Raw genomic sequence first — 16,088 nt, 5'->3', positions numbered from 1 at the left:
GAACCAAACACATAAAACCATAAACCCCCACGCTCGTCACCACCACAACCGAACAAAGAACACCAAACGAAGTGAGCAGTGCATGCGAACCCCCACATACCTGGCGGCTGAGCTACGGCTGCCGACGAACTGGCTCGACTACACGATCCTCGGCATCTACTTCGTCGTGGTCCTCGGCATCGGCTTCGCCGCCCGCCGCTCGGTGAAGACCACTCTCGACTTCTTCCTCTCCGGCCGCTCCCTGCCCGCCTGGATCACGGGCCTCGCGTTCATCTCGGCCAACCTGGCCGCCACCGAGATCCTCGGCATGGCCGCGAACAGCGCGCAGTACGGCGCGTACACCGTCCACTGGTACTGGATCGGCGCGATCCCCGCGATGGTGTTCCTGGGCCTGGTGATGATGCCGTTCTACTACGGCAGCAAGGTCCGGTCCGTCCCGGAGTTCCTCCTCCTGCGCTTCGACAAGGGAGCGCACGTGCTGAGCTCGGCCCTGTTCGCCTTCGCGGCGATCCTGATCGCGGGCGTGAACCTGTACGCGCTGGCGATCGTGGTCGAGGCGCTGCTCGGCTGGCCGCAGTGGGTGGCGATCGTCGTGGCCGGCGCCTTCGTGCTCGCCTACATCACCCTCGGCGGCCTCTCCTCGGCGATCTACAACGAGGTGCTCCAGTTCTTTGTGATCCTCGCCGCCCTCATCCCGCTGTCGGTGCTGGGCCTGAAGGCCGTCGGCGGCTGGGACGGTCTGACCGACTCCCTGACCGAGTCCCACGGGGACGACTTCGTCTCCGCCTGGGGCGGCACGGGCATCGGCAGCGACAACCCGCTGGGCGCGAACTGGCTGACGATCGTGCTGGGCCTGGGCTTCGTGCTGTCCTTCGGCTACTGGACGACGAACTTCGCGGAGGTGCAGCGGGCGCTCTCGGCGAAGAACCTGTCGGCGGCCCAGCGCACCCCGCTCATCGCCGCCTACCCGAAGGTCTTCATGGTGTTCCTGGTGATGATCCCGGGTCTGGTGGCGGCGGTGCTGGTCCCGAACATCGGCACGGCGGAGTCCGACCTCCAGTACAACGACGCGATCCCCTATCTGATGGAACAGCTGCTGCCGAACGGGGTGCTGGGCATCGCGGTGACGGGCCTGCTGGCGGCGTTCATGGCGGGCATGGCGGCGAACATCTCGTCGTTCAACACGGTGTTCACGACGGACATCTGGGCAAGGTACGTGGTGCTGGGGCGCGAGGACACCTACTACGTCCGCTTCGGCCGCCTGATCACGGCCATCGGGGTGGCGGCCTCGGTGGGAACGGCGTTCCTGGCCTCCTCCTTCTCGAACATCATGAGCTACCTGCAGACCCTGTTCAGCTTCTTCAACGTCCCGATGTTCGTGGTCTTCATCGTGGGGATGTTCTGGAAGCGGGCGTCGAAGAAATCGGGGTTCTGGGGCCTGCTGGCCGGCACGACGGCGGCGATGATCAATTACTTCGTCCTCTACAAGCAGGACGTCATCGGCATCCCCACCGACCAGGGCGCGAACTTCGTCTCCGCGATCGCGGGCTTCGTGGCGGGCGCGGTGGTGATGGTCGCGGTGTCCCTGTTCACCGCCCCGAAGTCGGACGAGGAACTCGCGGGCCTGGTCTACGGCACCGTCTCCCCCGGCATGGCCGAGCCGCCGGCCGCGGGCGACGACGCCTGGTACCGGCGTCCGGCACTGCTGGGCTGGGGCGCGGTGATCCTGGCGGCGGTCTGCTACATCCCGTTCTCGTTCTGAGCCCGGTCGCGCACACCGAGGGAGACTGGAGAGACCATGTCCGAGCAATTCGATCCGTCCGAGCGCGCCGAGGCTGCCGAGCGGCTGCGGCGGGCGGGGTACTCCGAGGCCGACGTCCAGCGGGAGGTCACGGCACTCGAGGAGAAGTCCGCGACCGCGGCCCGCATCTTCGACCTGCGCCGGATCATCGGCGGCCTGTTCGTCGTCTACGGCGTGATCGTCACGATCGCCGGGATCACGGACAGCGACGCGGAGATCGACAAGGCCCAGGGGATCAACATCAACCTGTGGACCGGCCTGGGCATGCTGGCCCTGGGCCTGTTCTTCCTGGCCTGGCTGAAGCTGCGGCCCACCGCGCCGGTCACCCCGACGCTGCCGCCGGAGGCACTGGACGCGAAGCGCCCGCGCGGCGAGTAGCGGCGGCAGCCGCGGGCCGCGCGGGCGCGAGGTGAGCCGGCTCCGGGATCCGAGGTGGCCTCGGATCCCGGAGCCGGCTCGGTCTGCTACTCGTCCCGGCTGGCGACGTTCGCGTTGATGGCGTCGTCCCCGTTGTTGCAGATCTGCTGGGTCGCGTCCTGGTTCGACGAGACGCCGAGCAGCGGGAGGTTCAGGTTCGGGATGTTGATGAGACCGAACGAAATGTTCTGCACGTGGTTGGCACACTCCCGGGAGTCCCCGTCCCCGCCGGGGGCGGCGGAGGCGAATCCGGCACCGGCCATGCCGAGGCTGGCGACCATGGCGGCGACGAGAGTGGCGTTGCGAAGCTTGCGCATTACGTTCCCTTTTCGTCTGAGCGGTATGTTTCGTCACTGAACGGAACAGTACGAAACGGTACGATTACACACCGTATGTTCCGATCAGCCACCCCGCACCTCCGCCAACTCGCACCACACGAGTTTGCCCCGATGGCCCATCCGCGACAGCGGCTGCCAGTGCCAGAGGTCGGAACAGGCCCGCACCAGCGCCATACCCCGGCCACTCTCGGCATCCCCGAGCCCCTCCAGCCTGCGCGGCGGGTCGGGCGGCTCGGGGTCCGCGTCCCACGCCCCGATCTGCAGGACGCCGTCCCGGAAACGGAGCCGCAGGCACGCGGGGCCCTTGGTGTGCAGGACGGCGTTGGACATCAGCTCGGAGGCGAGCAGCTCCGCGGTGTCGACGAGGCCGGCGAGGCCGTGCAGGGTGAGGATCAGGCGCAGGGTGCGACGGCAGACCGTGACGGCGCGGGGGTCGGCGGGGATGTAGAGGGAGTACTCCCAGGAGTCGGCTTCAGGCATGGATGAGCTCCGGTTCGGCGAGGAAGTCGGGATCACGGGCGGTGGCAGTGCCGCAGCCGTCATGGCAGGAGGGAGCGGTGCGCTTCCGCAGCGTGTACGTTGCATCACCGACGGTAGGGTAGAAATTCGTACCGCTGCAACCGCCTCCCGTAATCTGTCCCCCGAACGAGGAGTCCCAGAGAGGCAGTTACTCGGATGACCATGCGGAACCAACCCACGGCACGACAGATGCGCCTGGGCTCCGAGCTGCGCAAACTACGGGAGGCCGCGGGCAAGCCCGCCAAGGAGGTCGCCGGGATCCTCGGATCGAGCTCGGCGCACATGAGCCAGATCGAAGCCGGCAGTTCGGGAATCAGCGAGGAGCGGCTGCGCCGACTGGCAGCTCACTGCGCCTGCACGGACGAGGAGTTGATCGATGCGCTCGCGGCGATGTCGGGCGACCGGTCGCGGGGCTGGTGGGACGAATACCGGGGAGTGCTGCCACAGGTGAACCTCGACGTGGCTGAGGCGGAGCACCATGCGACGTTCCTGCGCGAGATCGTCGTCAACCGCGTCCCCGGCCTCCTCCAGACTCCCGACTACGCCCGGGCGGTCTTCAGGTACATGCGTCCGGAGCTACCGGAGAGCGAACTTGCGACCCGGGTCGAGTACCGATCGAGAAGGCGCGTCGCCATCGAGGGCGAGGCTCCGACCCCGTACGTCACAACCGTCCACGAGTTCGCCCTGCGCATCCGCGTGGCCGATCGTCAGGCCTGCCTCGCTCAACTCCGGTGGATTCTGGAGCAGATCGAACAGGGCCACGTCACCTTGCGTGTCATCCCCATCGATCAGGACGGCTTCGGCGGTGCCGGAACCTCGATGGTGTACGCGGGCGGCCCTGTGCCCCGGCTGGACACAGTCCTCCGGGATGCGCCCACCGGAGTCGTGTTCATCGATGCGGAACAGCAGTTGGAGCGTCTCCGAAAACTCCTTCGTAGAGTGGAGGATGCATCGCTGGATCCGCTGGCGTCGCGGAACTTCATCCACAGCCTGACGAAGGAGCTGTGAGCCATCCCATGAACCGCACCTTGCGCTGGCAGAAGTCGACGTTCTCCGATGGCGGCGAGGGAGACACCTGCGTCGAACTCGCCGCGTCCTGGCAGAAGTCCACCTTCTCAGACGGCGGAAACGGCAATACCTGCGTCGAACTCGCCTCCCCCACCCCCGTCGCCGTCCACCTCCGGGAGAGCGACAGCCCGGCCACCGCCCTCATGGCCAACCCCGCCGCCCTCGCCCACCTCCTGGCAGGGATACGTACCGGCGTTACCCGGTAGCGGCCCGGAGTCACTGCCGCACGTGCTCGGGCAACCCGTCACGGGCGGCCTGGGCCTTGAGTGTCCAGTCCACGCATCGGCGACGCAGCGCCTTCGGGGTCCGCTCGGGCATGGGCGGAACGACCGGTGCGGGTTCTGCGGCATGGGCGGTCATGACCGATGTGCTCCTTTGTACTCCTTCGGCGCGCCATGCAGTTTCACGGACTGGGCGTCCAGGACCGCCGTCGGGATCGATGGGGTGCTGCTCGGGTGTCCCGACACGGGGCGGGGTTCGTCAGAACTCCGGTCCCGTGCCCGTTTCCGGGTCTCGTGGGGTGTGGGGCAGCGCCCCCGCTCGGTCCAGGAGGCCGGTTCGGGCTGCGAGGGCTGCTGCTTCCAGGCGGGAGCCCACGCCGAGCTTCATCAGGACCCGCTGGACGTGGGTGCGGGCCGTGGACGGGGCGATGCCCATGCCCGCGGCGATCAGCCGGGTGTCCTCGCCGTCGGCGACGCGGACCAGGACCTCCACCTCGCGCGGGGTGAGCAGCAGCAGCAGGCGCTGGCCCTCGTCGTCCGGCTGGGCCGCGGGGTTGAGGAGTTCACTGAACGCGCCCTGGAGCAGTTGCGGGGCCACGGCCGCCTCGCCCGCCCGCGCTTTCATGATGGCGCGTTCCACGCCCTCGATGCGCTCGTCATGGCGTACGTAGCCGGAGGCGCCGGCCGCGAAGGCCGAGGCGATGCCGCGCGGGCTCGGCACCGGGCCGAGCACCAGGACCGCGACCTGCGGACGCTCCCGCTTGATGCGGACCACCGGGTCGAAGATGCCCGGCTCGGCCGGGGTCGCCGTGCCCAGCAGGCACACCTCCGGGGCGCGGGTGATCACCAGTTCCGCCGCTCCCGCGGTCGGCGCCGCCGCGGCCAGCACCCGGTGCCCGCGCAGCTTGAGTGCCGAGGCCAGTGCCTCCGCGAGCAGGCGGTGGTCGTCGACCACCATCAGCCGCACTCCCATCGAGCAACCCCCCAGTCCCCCCACGACAAACAAAGGGTGCCCCCCGGCACCCCGTTCTTCATGCCCCCGGAAGCTACACGCTTGTTCGACGTTGCGCTCCCCCTACTCGTGAGAAGTGCCCCGGATCGTCGAAATTCCTCGCATTCGAGGGTCATGGGCGGTAAGTGCACGGCCCCGCCCCTGAACAGGGACGGGGCCGTGGCCTCGATTAAGACGATCAGCGGACGATCAGCGGCGCGCGATCAGCCGCCCGTGCCGAAGCCGATCGCCAGGTACTGCGGGTCGCCGCCCGAGGTCGCGCCGTCGTCGGCGTGCACCTCCGACATGAACAAGCGGCCCTGGACGAAGAGGACCTCGGAGTACTCCGGGGACAGGGTGGTCTCCAGATCCCGCACGGAGTCCGTGGCCGGGTTCTGCAGCAGCACGGTCTCCTTGAAGGTGCCGCCGTCGACGCTCACGACCTGGCCGCCCTTGTCGTACGGCGGCCGCTTGTAGGCGATCAGATTGCTGCCGTCCATGCGCAGCGGGAAGATCGTGTAGCCGTCGCCGGCGTCCGCGCGCTGGCCGGTCTGCTTGCCGGTGGCCAGGTCGAAGGCGATGACCTCGTTGGTGCGGCTGTACTCGCCGGTGCCGTCGTGCTCCTCGGTCGGCACGTAGATCCGGTCGTTGCCGACGGCGAGTCCCTTGCAGTCCTCGACCTTGGTGATGCCGTCGCAGTCGGCCGCGTAGTCGTCGCCCGGCACCGAGATGCGGGTGCGCAGCTTGCCGGTCTTGTTGTCGATGGAGAAGAAGTCCGAGATGCCGCTGCCGTCGCCGGCGCTGTCGCCGACGTCGGCGGCCACCACCAGGGGCTCGGTGGACACGACCGACGCGTAGTCGATGCCCGTGGCCAGCTTGTACTCGGAGATCACCTTCCCGGAGACCGGGTCGATGGTCTGGATCTGCAGCTCCGGGTTGTCGTAGTCGCCGCACTTGCGCACCGCCACCAGCTTCGGGCCGCCGCCGTAGCCGGCGTCGTAGCAGGTGTCGGCCGGCTTCGGCGACCACAGCACCTTGCCGGAGGCGATGTCGAAGGCCGCGCCGCCGTCCGTGCTGCCCAGGGCGACCGTGTTCGCGCTGACCGTGACGTTGTCGAAGTCGATCGGATAGTCGCCGGAAGTGACCGTCTTCGTCCACAGCTGCTTGCCCGCAGCCATGTCGATCGCCCCGATCTGATCGCAGCGGGCCGTTTCCGCCGCGCTGGCCTGGAAGACGATCGCGGTGCGGTGGTCGTCGGTGGCGAACTTGCTGGTCTCGCAGACCGGGCCGGGCAGCTTGACCGTCCAGAGCTTCGTGCCCTTGTCCAGGTCGTAGCCGACGATCTCGCTGACGCCGGTCTTCACATAGGCCTTGTCGGTCACCCAGGAGCCCTTGACGCCGACGCTGTCGTCCTTCTTGACCACGGGCATCGGGATCTTGAAGAGCAGCTCGGAGGCGGGGTCGGCCGGCACCTTCTCGCTGCCGCCGGAAGCCGTGCCGCCGGTGCCGCCCGAGTCGCCCTTGTCGCCTCCGCCGCCGGTCGGACCGGCCGAACTGGTCTCTTCCTTCTTGCCGTTGTCACCGGACGCGTACCAGATGCCGCCGCCGACGATCAGCGCGATCGCGACGACCGCCGCGACGATGATCAGCACCTGCGCGTTGAGCTTCCTGCCGCCGGCGCCCTGCCCCGGCCCCTGCCCGCCGGGCTGGCCGTACATGGGCACGGTGGGCTGCCCCGGGTAGCCGGGACCCGGCTGCCCGGGATACCCCGGATACCCGTAACCGGGCTGCTGCGGCTGCCCGTACGGACCGGGCGGCTGAGCCGGGTACCCGTACCCGGGCGCGGGAGCCGCGGCCTGCGGATAGCCGTAACCCGGCTGCGGCTGAGGCTGCGGCGGCTGGCCCGGGGCCTGCGGGGCCTGAGGCGGCTGGCCCGGGGCCTGCGGGGCCTGGGGGTAGCCGTAGCCCGGGGCGGGGGGCTGGGGCGGCGCGTCCGCGGGGACCGCGTCCTGCGGGGACGGCGGCGGGCCGAACCCGCCCTGCGCCGGAGGCTGCGGGGGCTGGTTCGGGGGCTGCTGCGGGGGCTGGTTCGGGGGCGGGGGCGGCGGCTGGGTCATGGTGTGGCTACCTCGGGAGACGCTCGAAAGCTCGGGAGACGGAGGCTGGACGACGGCTGTTCGCCTCACTTGCCGTAGGCGAGCATCAACTTCTCCTTCGTGTCGTCGTTGCCCGTCAGCCGGGTGGAGGAGAGGTAGAAACGCCCGTCGACCCAGTCGACGTCACGCGAGTAGAAGCCGTCCTCGATGTCGGCCGTGCTCTCGGGCAGCTGCAGCAGCTTCGTCGGCTTGTGCGCGGACCCGGCCGTCGGGATCGACACCACCTGCCCGGCCGCGTCGTACGACGGCTCGACGTACGCGACGAGGTTGCCGCCCTCGACCTTCACCGGCAGCATCGACTCGTCCGTCGGCGAGGTCGCCCGCCACTTCTCCTTGCCGGTGGACAGGTCGATCGCCACGATCTCGTTGGGCCCGCCGCTCGCCTCGGTCGGCAGGTACAAGGTATTGGCGTCGGAGGCCGTGCCCAGGCAGCCGGTGAGGTCGCGCTGCAGGAAGCTGGAGTCGCAGTCGGGGGCGAAGTCCTCGTCGAAGCCGACCTGCGAGCGGTACGAGCCGTCCGGCTTGAACGTCGAGATGTTCCAGGTGTTCTTGTCCTCGTTGGTGCTGTAGACGACCAGCGGGTCCACCGAGTACGTCTTGGCGACCGTCCAGCCGGTGTCGAACTTCTGGGTCCACTTGACCTTGCCGGTCGCCGGGTCCAGCTCCTGGATCTCGTCGTGCTCGGTGGCCTCGGTCGCATCGCAGGACGCCACCGCGATCAGCCGGGCGCCGCCCGCGAACGCGGTCGGGAAGCACGCGTCGCCGTACTTCTGCTTGTCGTACAACTTCTTGCCGGTGCGCACGTCGTACGCCGTCCCGGACTGCGAGCGGCCCACCATCAGCGTGTTGCCGGTCAGCGACAGCTCGACGGTGATCGCGCTGTCGAACAGCGCGCCGTCCGCGACGACGCCCTTCCAGCCCTTGGCGCCGGTCTTCAGGTCGAGCTGCTGGAGCTGGTTGCACTTGGCGCGGTCGCTGGTGCCGCTCATGTACGCCACGACGACCTTGTCGTCCGCCGTCTTCTGCGAGGTGACCGCGCAGATCTCCTGCGGGAAACTGACGGTGTCCCAGGTCGGCCTGCCGTCACCGACGTTGTACGCGACGACGTCCTTGTAGGCCGCCTTCACGGCCGCCTCGGACGTGATCCACATGCCGGGGGCGTCGGCGCCGGAGGCGGGCGCGTCGGGCGCCACCTTGTACCAGAGCACCTTCGCTTCGCCGGCCTGGCGGCCCGCGTTGAAGTCCTCGTCGTCCGCGCCGCCGTCGCCGCTGCCGTCACCGGGGTTGACCGGGCCGCCGCTCGACGTGGCCGTGGCCTTGTCGTCGTCGCTGGGCCCGGCGACCGGCTTCTTGCCGCCCTCGTCGTCGCCGCTCGTGACCCCGAACACCAGCCCGCCGATCACCAGCAGCGCTGCTGCCGCCGCCCCGACGACCAGCACGGGCCGCCCCTTGAACGGATTGCGCCCGCCGGACGCCGGTGTCGCACCGGGCGCGCCGGGGAACTGGGGCGGCTGCGGGTAGCCGTAGCCCGGCTGCGCGCCGTAGGGGCCGGCGGGCGCACCGTACGGGCCCGGCTGCGCGCCGTAGGGGCCGGGCTGCGCGCCGTAGGGGCCGGGCTGAGGAGCGTAGGGGCCCGATTGCGGGGGCTGCCCGTAGGGACCGGGCTGCTGCGGATAGCCGTACCCCGGCTGCGGCTGCGGCGGCGGCTGCGCGGGCGAACCCTGAGGCGGCTGGGGTGGCTGGGGCGGCTGCGGCGGCGGTTGCGGTGCGCCGAAGCCGCCTTGCGGCTGATCCTGTGGTGCTGCTCCGAAACCACCCTGCGGCGGCGGCTGATTGGGCGGCTGAGCCATCAGCGTGTTCCCCCTATGTCACTGTTTTTTAGCCACGCCCCCAGGTCAGTGACCCACCCGAAGCCGTCTTCAGAAGTTCTCAGACGGCCCTTTCTATCACCCGCAACTGACGGCTCCCGGGGTCGATCCGCCCCTGTTCCCAAGGGAGGACCGGCCTGTGATGCCGTCGTTATGCGCCTTCACGCACCCTTCACGCGTCCTCGGCGAGTTCCAGCCACCGCAGCTCCAGTTCATCGCGCTCGCCGACCAACGCCCGCAGCTCGGCGTCGAGTTTGGCGACCTTCTCGAAGTCGGTGGCGTTGTCGGCGATCTGGGCGTGCAGCTTGGCCTCCTTCTCCGAGACCTTGTCCAGCTGCCGTTCGACCTTCTGGAGTTCCTTCTTGGCGGCACGTTGGTCGGCGGCGCTCTTCTCGGCCGCGGGCTTCTGTACGGCCGCGGGCAGGACGGTGGCGGCCGCGGCCTCCTCCATGCGCTGCCGGCGCTCGATGTACTCGTCGATGCCGCGCGGGAGCATCCGCAGGCTGGAGTCGCCGAGCAGGGCGAAGACCCGGTCGGTCGTCCGCTCGACGAAGAACCGGTCGTGGGAGATGACGATCATCGAGCCGGGCCAGCCGTCGAGGAGGTCCTCCAGCTGGGTGAGGGTCTCGATGTCGAGGTCGTTGGTGGGCTCGTCGAGGAAGAGGACGTTGGGCTCGGCCATCAGCAGCCGCAGGATCTGCAGGCGGCGGCGCTCACCGCCGGACAGGTCGCCGACCGGCGTCCACTGCTTGTCCTTGTTGAAGCCGAACGTCTCGCACAGCTGCCCGGCGGTCAGCTCGCGCCCCTTGCCGAGGTCGACGCGCTCGCGCACCTGCTGGACGGCCTCCAGGACCCGCAGGTTCGGGTCGAGCTCGCCGACCTCCTGGGAGAGGTAGGCGAGCTTGACGGTCTTGCCGACGACGACCTTGCCGGCGGCCGGCTGCGTCTCGCCCTCGGTGCGGGCGGCGTCGGCGAGCGCGCGCAGCAGCGAGGTCTTGCCCGCGCCGTTGACGCCGACCAGGCCGATGCGGTCGCCGGGGCCGAGATGCCAGGTGACGTGCTGGAGCAGCACCTTGGGACCGGCCTGGACGGTGACGTCCTCCAGGTCGAAGACCGTCCTGCCCAGGCGCGAGGAGGCGAACTTCATCAGCTCGCTGCTGTCGCGGGGCGGCGGCACGTCCTTGATCAGCTCGTTGGCGGCCTCGACGCGGAAGCGCGGCTTGGACGTCCGCGCGGGGGCGCCGCGGCGCAGCCAGGCCAGCTCCTTGCGGACCAGGTTCTGCCGCTTGACCTCCTCCGTCGCGGCGATGCGCTCGCGCTCCGCGCGGGCGAAGACGTAGTCGGAGTAGCCGCCCTCGTACTCGTGGACGGCGCCGCGCTGGACGTCCCACATGCGCGTGCAGACCTGGTCCAGGAACCAGCGGTCGTGGGTGACGCACACGAGCGCGGACCGGCGCTCGCGCAGATGCCGGGCGAGCCAGGAGATGCCCTCGACGTCGAGATGGTTGGTCGGCTCGTCGAGGACGATGAGGTCCTGCTCCTCGATGAGCAGCTTGGCGAGCGCGATGCGGCGGCGCTCACCGCCGGACAGCGGCCCGATGACGGTGTCGAGCCCCTGCGGGAACCCGGGCAGGTCGAGCCCGCCGAACAGCCCCGTCAGCACGTCGCGGACCTTGGCGTTGCCCGCCCACTCGTGGTCGGCCATGTCCCGGATGACCTCGTGCCGGACGGTCGCGGCGGGGTCGAGGGAGTCGTGCTGGGTGAGCACGCCCATGCGCAGCCCGCCGGAGTGCGTGACCCGTCCGGTGTCGGCGTCCTCCAGCTTGGCGAGCATGCGGATCAGCGTGGTCTTCCCGTCGCCGTTGCGGCCGACGACACCGATCCGGTCCCCTTCGGACACGCCGAGCGAGATGCCGTCGAGCAGTGCACGGGTCCCGTACACCTTGCTGACGTTCTCGACATTGACCAGATTGACGGCCATTTCTCTCCTGCCCGGGGGGATCGATCGACCCTCCAGGGTAGTCCGGAGAGCCACGGTGCCCATCAGCCCGTCCGGCGTTTGAGGACGAGGCCCGTTCAGGGCCGAAGCGGGGGCCTGGGGGCGGCAGCCCCCAGGGACGCCCACCCGGCTAGCGGCCGGGAAGCAACCCCGCCGCGGGAGCCAGCCCCCGCCCCTCGGCCGCATACGGCATGTCGTCCCGCAACAGCCCCGCCGGGATAAGCACCGCCGCGGTGACACCCCCGTTCGGCGAGGAGCGCAGCTCCACCCGCAGCCCCTGCCGCTCGCGCAGCCGGTTCACCACGAACAACCCGATCTGCTTGGCGTCCAGCAGGTCGACCTTCTCGGACCGGATCTTGCCGTTGGCGTCGGCGAGAGCCTCCTCGTTCATGCCGAAGCCGCTGTCCTCGATCTCGACGAGCACGCCCTCCCGCATCCGCGCGGCCCGCAGCTGGACCTTGGTGCTGGGCGGCGAGAACGAGGTCGCGTTCTCGACGAGCTCGGCGAGCAGATGGATCACGTCGGCGACCGAGCCGCCGACCAGCGACACGCGCGGGGTCGTCCAGGTCTGCACGCGCGTGGAGCCCTCGATCTCCGCGACGGCGGCCCGCAACACGTCCGCCAGCGGGATCGGGTCGCGCCAGCCGCGGCCGGGGGCGATGCCGGAGAGGATCAGCAGGCTCTCGGAGTGGCGGCGCATCCGGGTGGCGAGGTAGTCGACGCGGTAGAGGTCGTGCAGTTCGGCCTGGTCGTGCTGGCGGCGCTCCATGGCGTCGAGCAGGTCGAGCTGGCGGTGCAGCAGCACCTGGCTGCGGCGGGCCAGGCTGACGTACACCCCGGAGATCCCGCTGAGCAGCTCGGCGCGCTCGGACGCGGCCTTCAGCGCGGCCCGCTGGACGGCGGTGAGGGCGGTGCCGACCTGGGCGAGTTCATCGCCGGCGAGACGGCGCATGGGAGCTTCGGCGTCGATGTCGACGCCCTGTCCGGCGTGCAGCTTGCGCATGGCCTGGGGCAGCCGGTGGCCGGCCACCTCCAGCGCGGAGTTGCGCAGGTCCAGCAGTTCGACGATCAGGCCGCGGCCGACGATCACGGAGACCAGCAGCGACAGCAGCACCCCGACCAGGCCGAGCACGACGGCGATCCCGGACGCGCCGAGCGTGTCCCAGCCGAACGGGTCGGCGTTCGCCGTCTCGCCCGTGCCGGCGCCGTCCTCGGCGGCGGTGAGCGCCTTGAGGACGGCGGAGACGGCCGGGTCCCAGCCGGTCAGCGCGGACGCCGACACGGCCTTCGCGCCGGGGCCGGCGGCCTGCACCGCGTCCTCGACGCCACGCACGCGCGCGTAGGCGTTCGCGTCCAGTACCTCCTGGTACGCCGACCGGTGTGCGGCCCGGAGGTCGGCGACGCCGGGGGCGAGCAGTTCGCGCTGGGTGGCGACGGCGCCGACGAACAGCGCGTACTCGTCCTTGGTGAGCTTTCCGCGGGCCTGCGCGGCCCCCAGCAGCGCCTGTTCCCGGGCCACCGCCTCGCGCGCGCGGCCCAGTTCGAGCAGCACGCGCGCCTCGGACGCCGAGTCGGTGGTGTCGTCGCCGGTGAGCGCGCCGATCACGGCGAAGCCGTGCTGGACGATCGCCGAGTACCGGGTGTAGGCGACGGAGGCCGAGGCGCCGTCGGCGGTCGTCTCGTCGCGCAGTGCGGTGAGCCCGCCGGAGTCGGCCTCCAGCGCTTCCAGCCGCCCCGGGAGCGCGGTGTCTAGGAGTGCGGCGTCGGAGCTGGCGGAGTTGATGCCGTCCACCAGGTCGGCGGCGGCCTTGTCGGTGGCCGTGCCGGCCTTCCGGAAGGCGTCGGGCGCGTCCGTGTGCCGCAGGGCGGCGGTCCGCTCGGCCTGCAGCGCGTTGATGAACTCGCCGACCGGCTGAAGCAGTTCGGCGTTGACGTCCTTGGCCCGTTCGGTGTCCCCGATGCTGGAGGCGGTCGTCACCGCGGCGAAGCCCCACAGGGCCATCAGGGACACGACGGGAAGCATGAGCAGGGCGACGATCTTCGCCCGCACCGATCTCGGGCGCAGACGGGCGGAGGTGCGGAGGATGCGCATGGTGCCTCGCTGGGTGGGTGAGGTGAGGTGAGGTCAGGTGAAGTGGGGTGGCGATGGCGATGCGGGGGGCGGGCGCGGTGTCCCGGGGAGGCGTGTGGCGGGCGTGGGCACCGCTCGGGACCGGCGCGTGCGCATGCCGTTCACGCCTCCCCGGCTCGGCGTGCGGCCGCCGGCCCGGGGGCGGGCGGCGGTCGGTTGCGCGTACCGGGCGGACGGCTCCGCGCGCACGCCCGCGCCTGCGCCCTCGTCCACGCCCGCGTGCACGCCCCCGCCGGTCGGCGTGACCGCGCGGGCCTTCGACGCCGGTCAGGCCGTGGTGAGTTCGACCTGGCGCAGGAGTTCCGCGGCGACCGCCGCCTCGTGGCGCTTGCCGGTCGGGGAGAGGGCGACGTACGCGGAGGTGAGGAAGAGGAAGGAGCCGAGCACGACGGCCAGCGGGAAGATGAACTCCGTGGCGGTGGCGCCGGGCACGGCGGCGCTGCTGGGGGCGAGGTTGATGCTGACGGCCCACATCGCGGTGTAGTGCATGCTGCTGACCGCGAGCCCCATGACGAGGGCGGCGACGGCGGCCAGCACGGGGCCGCGCACGATCAGGGTGAGGGTGAGCGCGGCGGTCGCGGCGACGACGGCGATCGCGACCGAGGCGATGACCAGGGTCGGGTCGTAGTCGACCCGGCCGTGCAGATTGAGGGCGGCCATGCCGGTGTAGTGCATGGCGGCGACGCCGAGCCCGGTGCCGAGGCCGCCGAGGACGACCGACGTCACGCGCGAGCGGCCGTAGCCGGCGGTGAAGACGCCGGCCGCGACCACGCCGACGGCCATCAGCAGGCTCAGGACGGTGAGCGGGACGTCGAAGCGGATCGGGGTGCCGTCGACGCTGAAGCCCAGCATGGCGATGAAGTGCATCGTCCAGATGCCGGAGCCGATGGCGAGGGAGGCCAGCAGCAGCCAGTTGCGTTTGGAGGCGCCGTCCGCCTCGAGTGCCCGGACGGTGCAGCGCAGTCCGAGCGCCGAGCCGACGCAGGCCATCGCATAGGAGAGGACGGGGGTGACCCATCCGGCGCTGAAGTGATCCATGTGCCCCATGGGGACTTCCTCTCGGCCGTGGCGCGCCCAGGGCGCGCGCACGCGGTACCGCCGGTGACAGCAGACGGGGGTCGGCTGATCATGCCATCCGCTTCGGGCGCACAACTATGCAGGTCAGAGGCGCTCCTCAGACACTCCCCGAGTCCCTCACCTCGCCCGTCCGGTACCTGCACATCGCATACACGAGGTCGGAATCCGGCCACCCGTCGACGTCGAGCGGCCGCAGTCGGCGCTCGGCCTCCTCGCAGCGCGGATCGCCGCGCAGCGCGAGCCCGCGGGCGGCGTGCACCCGGGTCTCGCGCAGTTCGTCGTCGCCGAGTCCGGCGAGCACGTCGGTGAGACCGGGCGCCTCGCCGCGACAGTGCGTCAGCCAGTAGGCCGCGCGCTCGCGCACGGCGGGATCGGGGTCCCGCGCCAGCGCGTACACGGCGTCCAGCTTGTGCCGGGGCATGGCCGTGAGCTCGTAGCGCAGGGTCTCGATCGCCTCGCGCCGCACCCGCGGATCCGGATGCCCGACGTACGACAGCCCGACGGCGTCGATCTCGTCGAGCCGGTCCGAGTCCCCCGACTCCTCGCTCAGCCCGTTCAGCACCTGGGCCAGCACCTCGGGGTCCCGCTCCTTGCGGGCCCAGGGCAGGAACACCTCGGACGCCTCCTTCTCGACCACCGTCGAGGACCGCGGGAACATCCCGCCGAACCCGATGACGAGGCACCGCAGCACATCCGCGGCGAAGAGCCGGCACAGCCGGTCGGGATGATCGCGCAGCGCCTCGGCGGCCGCCCAGTCCTCGGCGGCCAGGCAGCCGGCGAGGCGGATCACCGCATCGGTCCAGACCCCGTGGTCCCGGTCCGGTCGGGTGAGCGCCCGCGCGAGCAGCTCGTCGAAGGAAGTCGGCACCCGGAGGCGGTCCTCCAGCACGGTCAGGACGCCGAGGTGGCCGTCCCACACGGTCCGGCCGCCGAGCGAGAAGCTCTCGTACCAGGAGGTGCGCAGGGGCTCCTCCCACACCCGCCGCCGTTCGACCGGCCCGTCCGCGCCCGTCCCGCGCCGCAGTTCGGCCTCGATGTCGGCCTCGGCCCAGTACCGGGCGCGGGCCAGCAGTGCCGCGCGGGCGTCGGCGTCGAGGCGCACGACCTCCGGCAGCAGCCGGGCGCTCATCGTGGACGAGCCGCCGTCCACCGCCCGGGTCAGCGCGGAGTCGCCGCCGGGCAGTCCCGGATCCCCGCCCGGCACCCCGTCCAGCGGGCGCAGCGGATCGGCGCCCGCGTCCAACAGCGCCTCGGCGACCGGTTCGTCGTACGCGGCCACGGCCAGGCAGAGCAGCGGAACGCCGTCCGCGGGGTCGCGGAGCTCCGGGTCGCCCCCGTCGTCCAGCAGCTCCCGCACCGCGTCCGCGTCCCCCCGCCGAACAGCCGCGACGAGTTCGACCGACCCCATGACGCCCACCTCCCCCACACCGGCTCCCGACGGAACCGGCAGCCGGGGGATCCTAGGGCGCGCCCGCGCTCGGCAGCAGCCGAATTACCGGCCG

The 16,088-nt window shown here is 70.9% G+C and carries 14 protein-coding genes; 4 read left to right on the top strand and 10 right to left on the bottom strand.

Annotated features, from left to right (window positions below):
- The first annotated feature begins 82 nt into the window (after positions 1 to 82).
- Both ACWCPF_RS08320 and ACWCPF_RS08315 read left to right on the top strand, forming a co-directional pair.
- Positions 83 to 1,762 carry a sodium:solute symporter family protein gene (locus ACWCPF_RS08320; RefSeq protein ID WP_451044164.1) on the top strand — a complete coding sequence of 560 codons (1,680 nt, stop codon included), beginning with the start codon at positions 83 to 85 and terminating at the stop codon, positions 1,760 to 1,762.
- 36 nt (positions 1,763 to 1,798) lie between these two features.
- Entirely contained in the window at positions 1,799 to 2,179 is a 381-nt protein-coding gene (locus ACWCPF_RS08315) for a hypothetical protein (protein WP_451044163.1), read from the top strand.
- Between the two features lie 86 nt (positions 2,180 to 2,265).
- Here ACWCPF_RS08315 and ACWCPF_RS08310 read toward each other — a convergent pair whose 3' ends face one another.
- Positions 2,266 to 2,535: a hypothetical protein gene (locus tag ACWCPF_RS08310; protein WP_451044162.1), complete on the bottom strand. Its 270-nt coding sequence runs from the start codon at positions 2,533 to 2,535 to the stop codon at positions 2,266 to 2,268.
- Positions 2,536 to 2,619: 84 nt separating this feature from the next.
- A complete protein-coding gene (locus ACWCPF_RS08305; RefSeq protein WP_451044161.1) occupies positions 2,620 to 3,036 on the bottom strand; it encodes an ATP-binding protein in 417 nt (138 codons plus the stop codon).
- 195 nt (positions 3,037 to 3,231) lie between these two features.
- On the opposite strand from ACWCPF_RS08305, the gene ACWCPF_RS08300 reads away from it, so the two are divergent.
- Together ACWCPF_RS08300 and ACWCPF_RS08295 are read left to right on the top strand one after the other, a co-directional pair.
- Positions 3,232 to 4,083, top strand: a complete 852-nt coding sequence (locus tag ACWCPF_RS08300) for a helix-turn-helix domain-containing protein (RefSeq protein WP_451044160.1) — start codon at positions 3,232 to 3,234, stop codon at positions 4,081 to 4,083.
- An 8-nt stretch (positions 4,084 to 4,091) separates the two neighbouring features.
- Positions 4,092 to 4,349 carry a DUF397 domain-containing protein gene (locus ACWCPF_RS08295; protein WP_451044159.1) on the top strand — a complete coding sequence of 86 codons (258 nt, stop codon included), beginning with the start codon at positions 4,092 to 4,094 and terminating at the stop codon, positions 4,347 to 4,349.
- A gap of 10 nt (positions 4,350 to 4,359) precedes the next feature.
- On the opposite strand, the gene ACWCPF_RS08290 is transcribed toward ACWCPF_RS08295, so the two are convergent.
- The 8 genes from ACWCPF_RS08290 to ACWCPF_RS08255 all read right to left on the bottom strand — a co-directional run bounded on the left by ACWCPF_RS08290 (position 4,360) and on the right by ACWCPF_RS08255 (position 15,994).
- Positions 4,360 to 4,503, bottom strand: coding sequence for a hypothetical protein (locus tag ACWCPF_RS08290; RefSeq protein ID WP_451044158.1), 144 nt, complete (start codon positions 4,501 to 4,503; stop codon positions 4,360 to 4,362).
- A 120-nt stretch (positions 4,504 to 4,623) separates the two neighbouring features.
- The gene (locus tag ACWCPF_RS08285) at positions 4,624 to 5,337 is read right to left on the bottom strand and encodes a helix-turn-helix transcriptional regulator (protein ID WP_451044157.1); all 714 of its coding nucleotides are present in this window, start codon (positions 5,335 to 5,337) and stop codon (positions 4,624 to 4,626) included.
- Positions 5,338 to 5,579: 242 nt separating this feature from the next.
- Positions 5,580 to 7,472 carry an outer membrane protein assembly factor BamB family protein gene (locus ACWCPF_RS08280; protein ID WP_451044156.1) on the bottom strand — a complete coding sequence of 631 codons (1,893 nt, stop codon included), beginning with the start codon at positions 7,470 to 7,472 and terminating at the stop codon, positions 5,580 to 5,582.
- A gap of 65 nt (positions 7,473 to 7,537) precedes the next feature.
- Positions 7,538 to 9,361, bottom strand: a complete 1,824-nt coding sequence (locus ACWCPF_RS08275) for an outer membrane protein assembly factor BamB family protein (RefSeq protein WP_451044155.1) — start codon at positions 9,359 to 9,361, stop codon at positions 7,538 to 7,540.
- Positions 9,362 to 9,551: 190 nt separating this feature from the next.
- Positions 9,552 to 11,360, bottom strand: a complete 1,809-nt coding sequence (locus tag ACWCPF_RS08270) for an ABC-F family ATP-binding cassette domain-containing protein (protein WP_451044154.1) — start codon at positions 11,358 to 11,360, stop codon at positions 9,552 to 9,554.
- Positions 11,361 to 11,508: 148 nt separating this feature from the next.
- Positions 11,509 to 13,470 (bottom strand): sensor histidine kinase, encoded by a 1,962-nt coding sequence (locus tag ACWCPF_RS08265; protein ID WP_451044153.1) that lies wholly within the window; start codon positions 13,468 to 13,470, stop codon positions 11,509 to 11,511.
- A 306-nt stretch (positions 13,471 to 13,776) separates the two neighbouring features.
- A complete protein-coding gene (locus ACWCPF_RS08260; protein WP_451044152.1) occupies positions 13,777 to 14,556 on the bottom strand; it encodes an MHYT domain-containing protein in 780 nt (259 codons plus the stop codon).
- A 127-nt stretch (positions 14,557 to 14,683) separates the two neighbouring features.
- Positions 14,684 to 15,994 (bottom strand): HEAT repeat domain-containing protein, encoded by a 1,311-nt coding sequence (locus tag ACWCPF_RS08255; RefSeq protein ID WP_451044151.1) that lies wholly within the window; start codon positions 15,992 to 15,994, stop codon positions 14,684 to 14,686.
- Positions 15,995 to 16,088 lie beyond the last annotated feature (94 nt).

This window comes from Streptomyces sp. NPDC001858 (genome assembly GCF_053594615.1).
Note: the sequence above shows the minus strand (reverse complement) of the source record. Positions and strands in the feature narration are given on the sequence as shown.

What these genes read in the sequence shown, in the direction of transcription:
- ACWCPF_RS08320 (WP_451044164.1), top strand. Translation starts at nt 83, where the DNA reads ATGCGAACCCCCACATACCTGGCGGCTGAGCTACGGCTGCCGACGAAC.
- ACWCPF_RS08315 (WP_451044163.1), top strand. Translation starts at nt 1,799, where the DNA reads ATGTCCGAGCAATTCGATCCGTCCGAGCGCGCCGAGGCTGCCGAGCGG.
- ACWCPF_RS08310 (WP_451044162.1), bottom strand. Translation starts at nt 2,535, where the DNA reads ATGCGCAAGCTTCGCAACGCCACTCTCGTCGCCGCCATGGTCGCCAGC.
- ACWCPF_RS08305 (WP_451044161.1), bottom strand. Translation starts at nt 3,036, where the DNA reads ATGCCTGAAGCCGACTCCTGGGAGTACTCCCTCTACATCCCCGCCGAC.
- ACWCPF_RS08300 (WP_451044160.1), top strand. Translation starts at nt 3,232, where the DNA reads ATGACCATGCGGAACCAACCCACGGCACGACAGATGCGCCTGGGCTCC.
- ACWCPF_RS08295 (WP_451044159.1), top strand. Translation starts at nt 4,092, where the DNA reads ATGAACCGCACCTTGCGCTGGCAGAAGTCGACGTTCTCCGATGGCGGC.
- ACWCPF_RS08290 (WP_451044158.1), bottom strand. Translation starts at nt 4,503, where the DNA reads ATGACCGCCCATGCCGCAGAACCCGCACCGGTCGTTCCGCCCATGCCC.
- ACWCPF_RS08285 (WP_451044157.1), bottom strand. Translation starts at nt 5,337, where the DNA reads ATGGGAGTGCGGCTGATGGTGGTCGACGACCACCGCCTGCTCGCGGAG.
- ACWCPF_RS08280 (WP_451044156.1), bottom strand. Translation starts at nt 7,472, where the DNA reads ATGACCCAGCCGCCGCCCCCGCCCCCGAACCAGCCCCCGCAGCAGCCC.
- ACWCPF_RS08275 (WP_451044155.1), bottom strand. Translation starts at nt 9,361, where the DNA reads ATGGCTCAGCCGCCCAATCAGCCGCCGCCGCAGGGTGGTTTCGGAGCA.
- ACWCPF_RS08270 (WP_451044154.1), bottom strand. Translation starts at nt 11,360, where the DNA reads ATGGCCGTCAATCTGGTCAATGTCGAGAACGTCAGCAAGGTGTACGGG.
- ACWCPF_RS08265 (WP_451044153.1), bottom strand. Translation starts at nt 13,470, where the DNA reads ATGCGCATCCTCCGCACCTCCGCCCGTCTGCGCCCGAGATCGGTGCGG.
- ACWCPF_RS08260 (WP_451044152.1), bottom strand. Translation starts at nt 14,556, where the DNA reads ATGGGGCACATGGATCACTTCAGCGCCGGATGGGTCACCCCCGTCCTC.
- ACWCPF_RS08255 (WP_451044151.1), bottom strand. Translation starts at nt 15,994, where the DNA reads ATGGGGTCGGTCGAACTCGTCGCGGCTGTTCGGCGGGGGGACGCGGAC.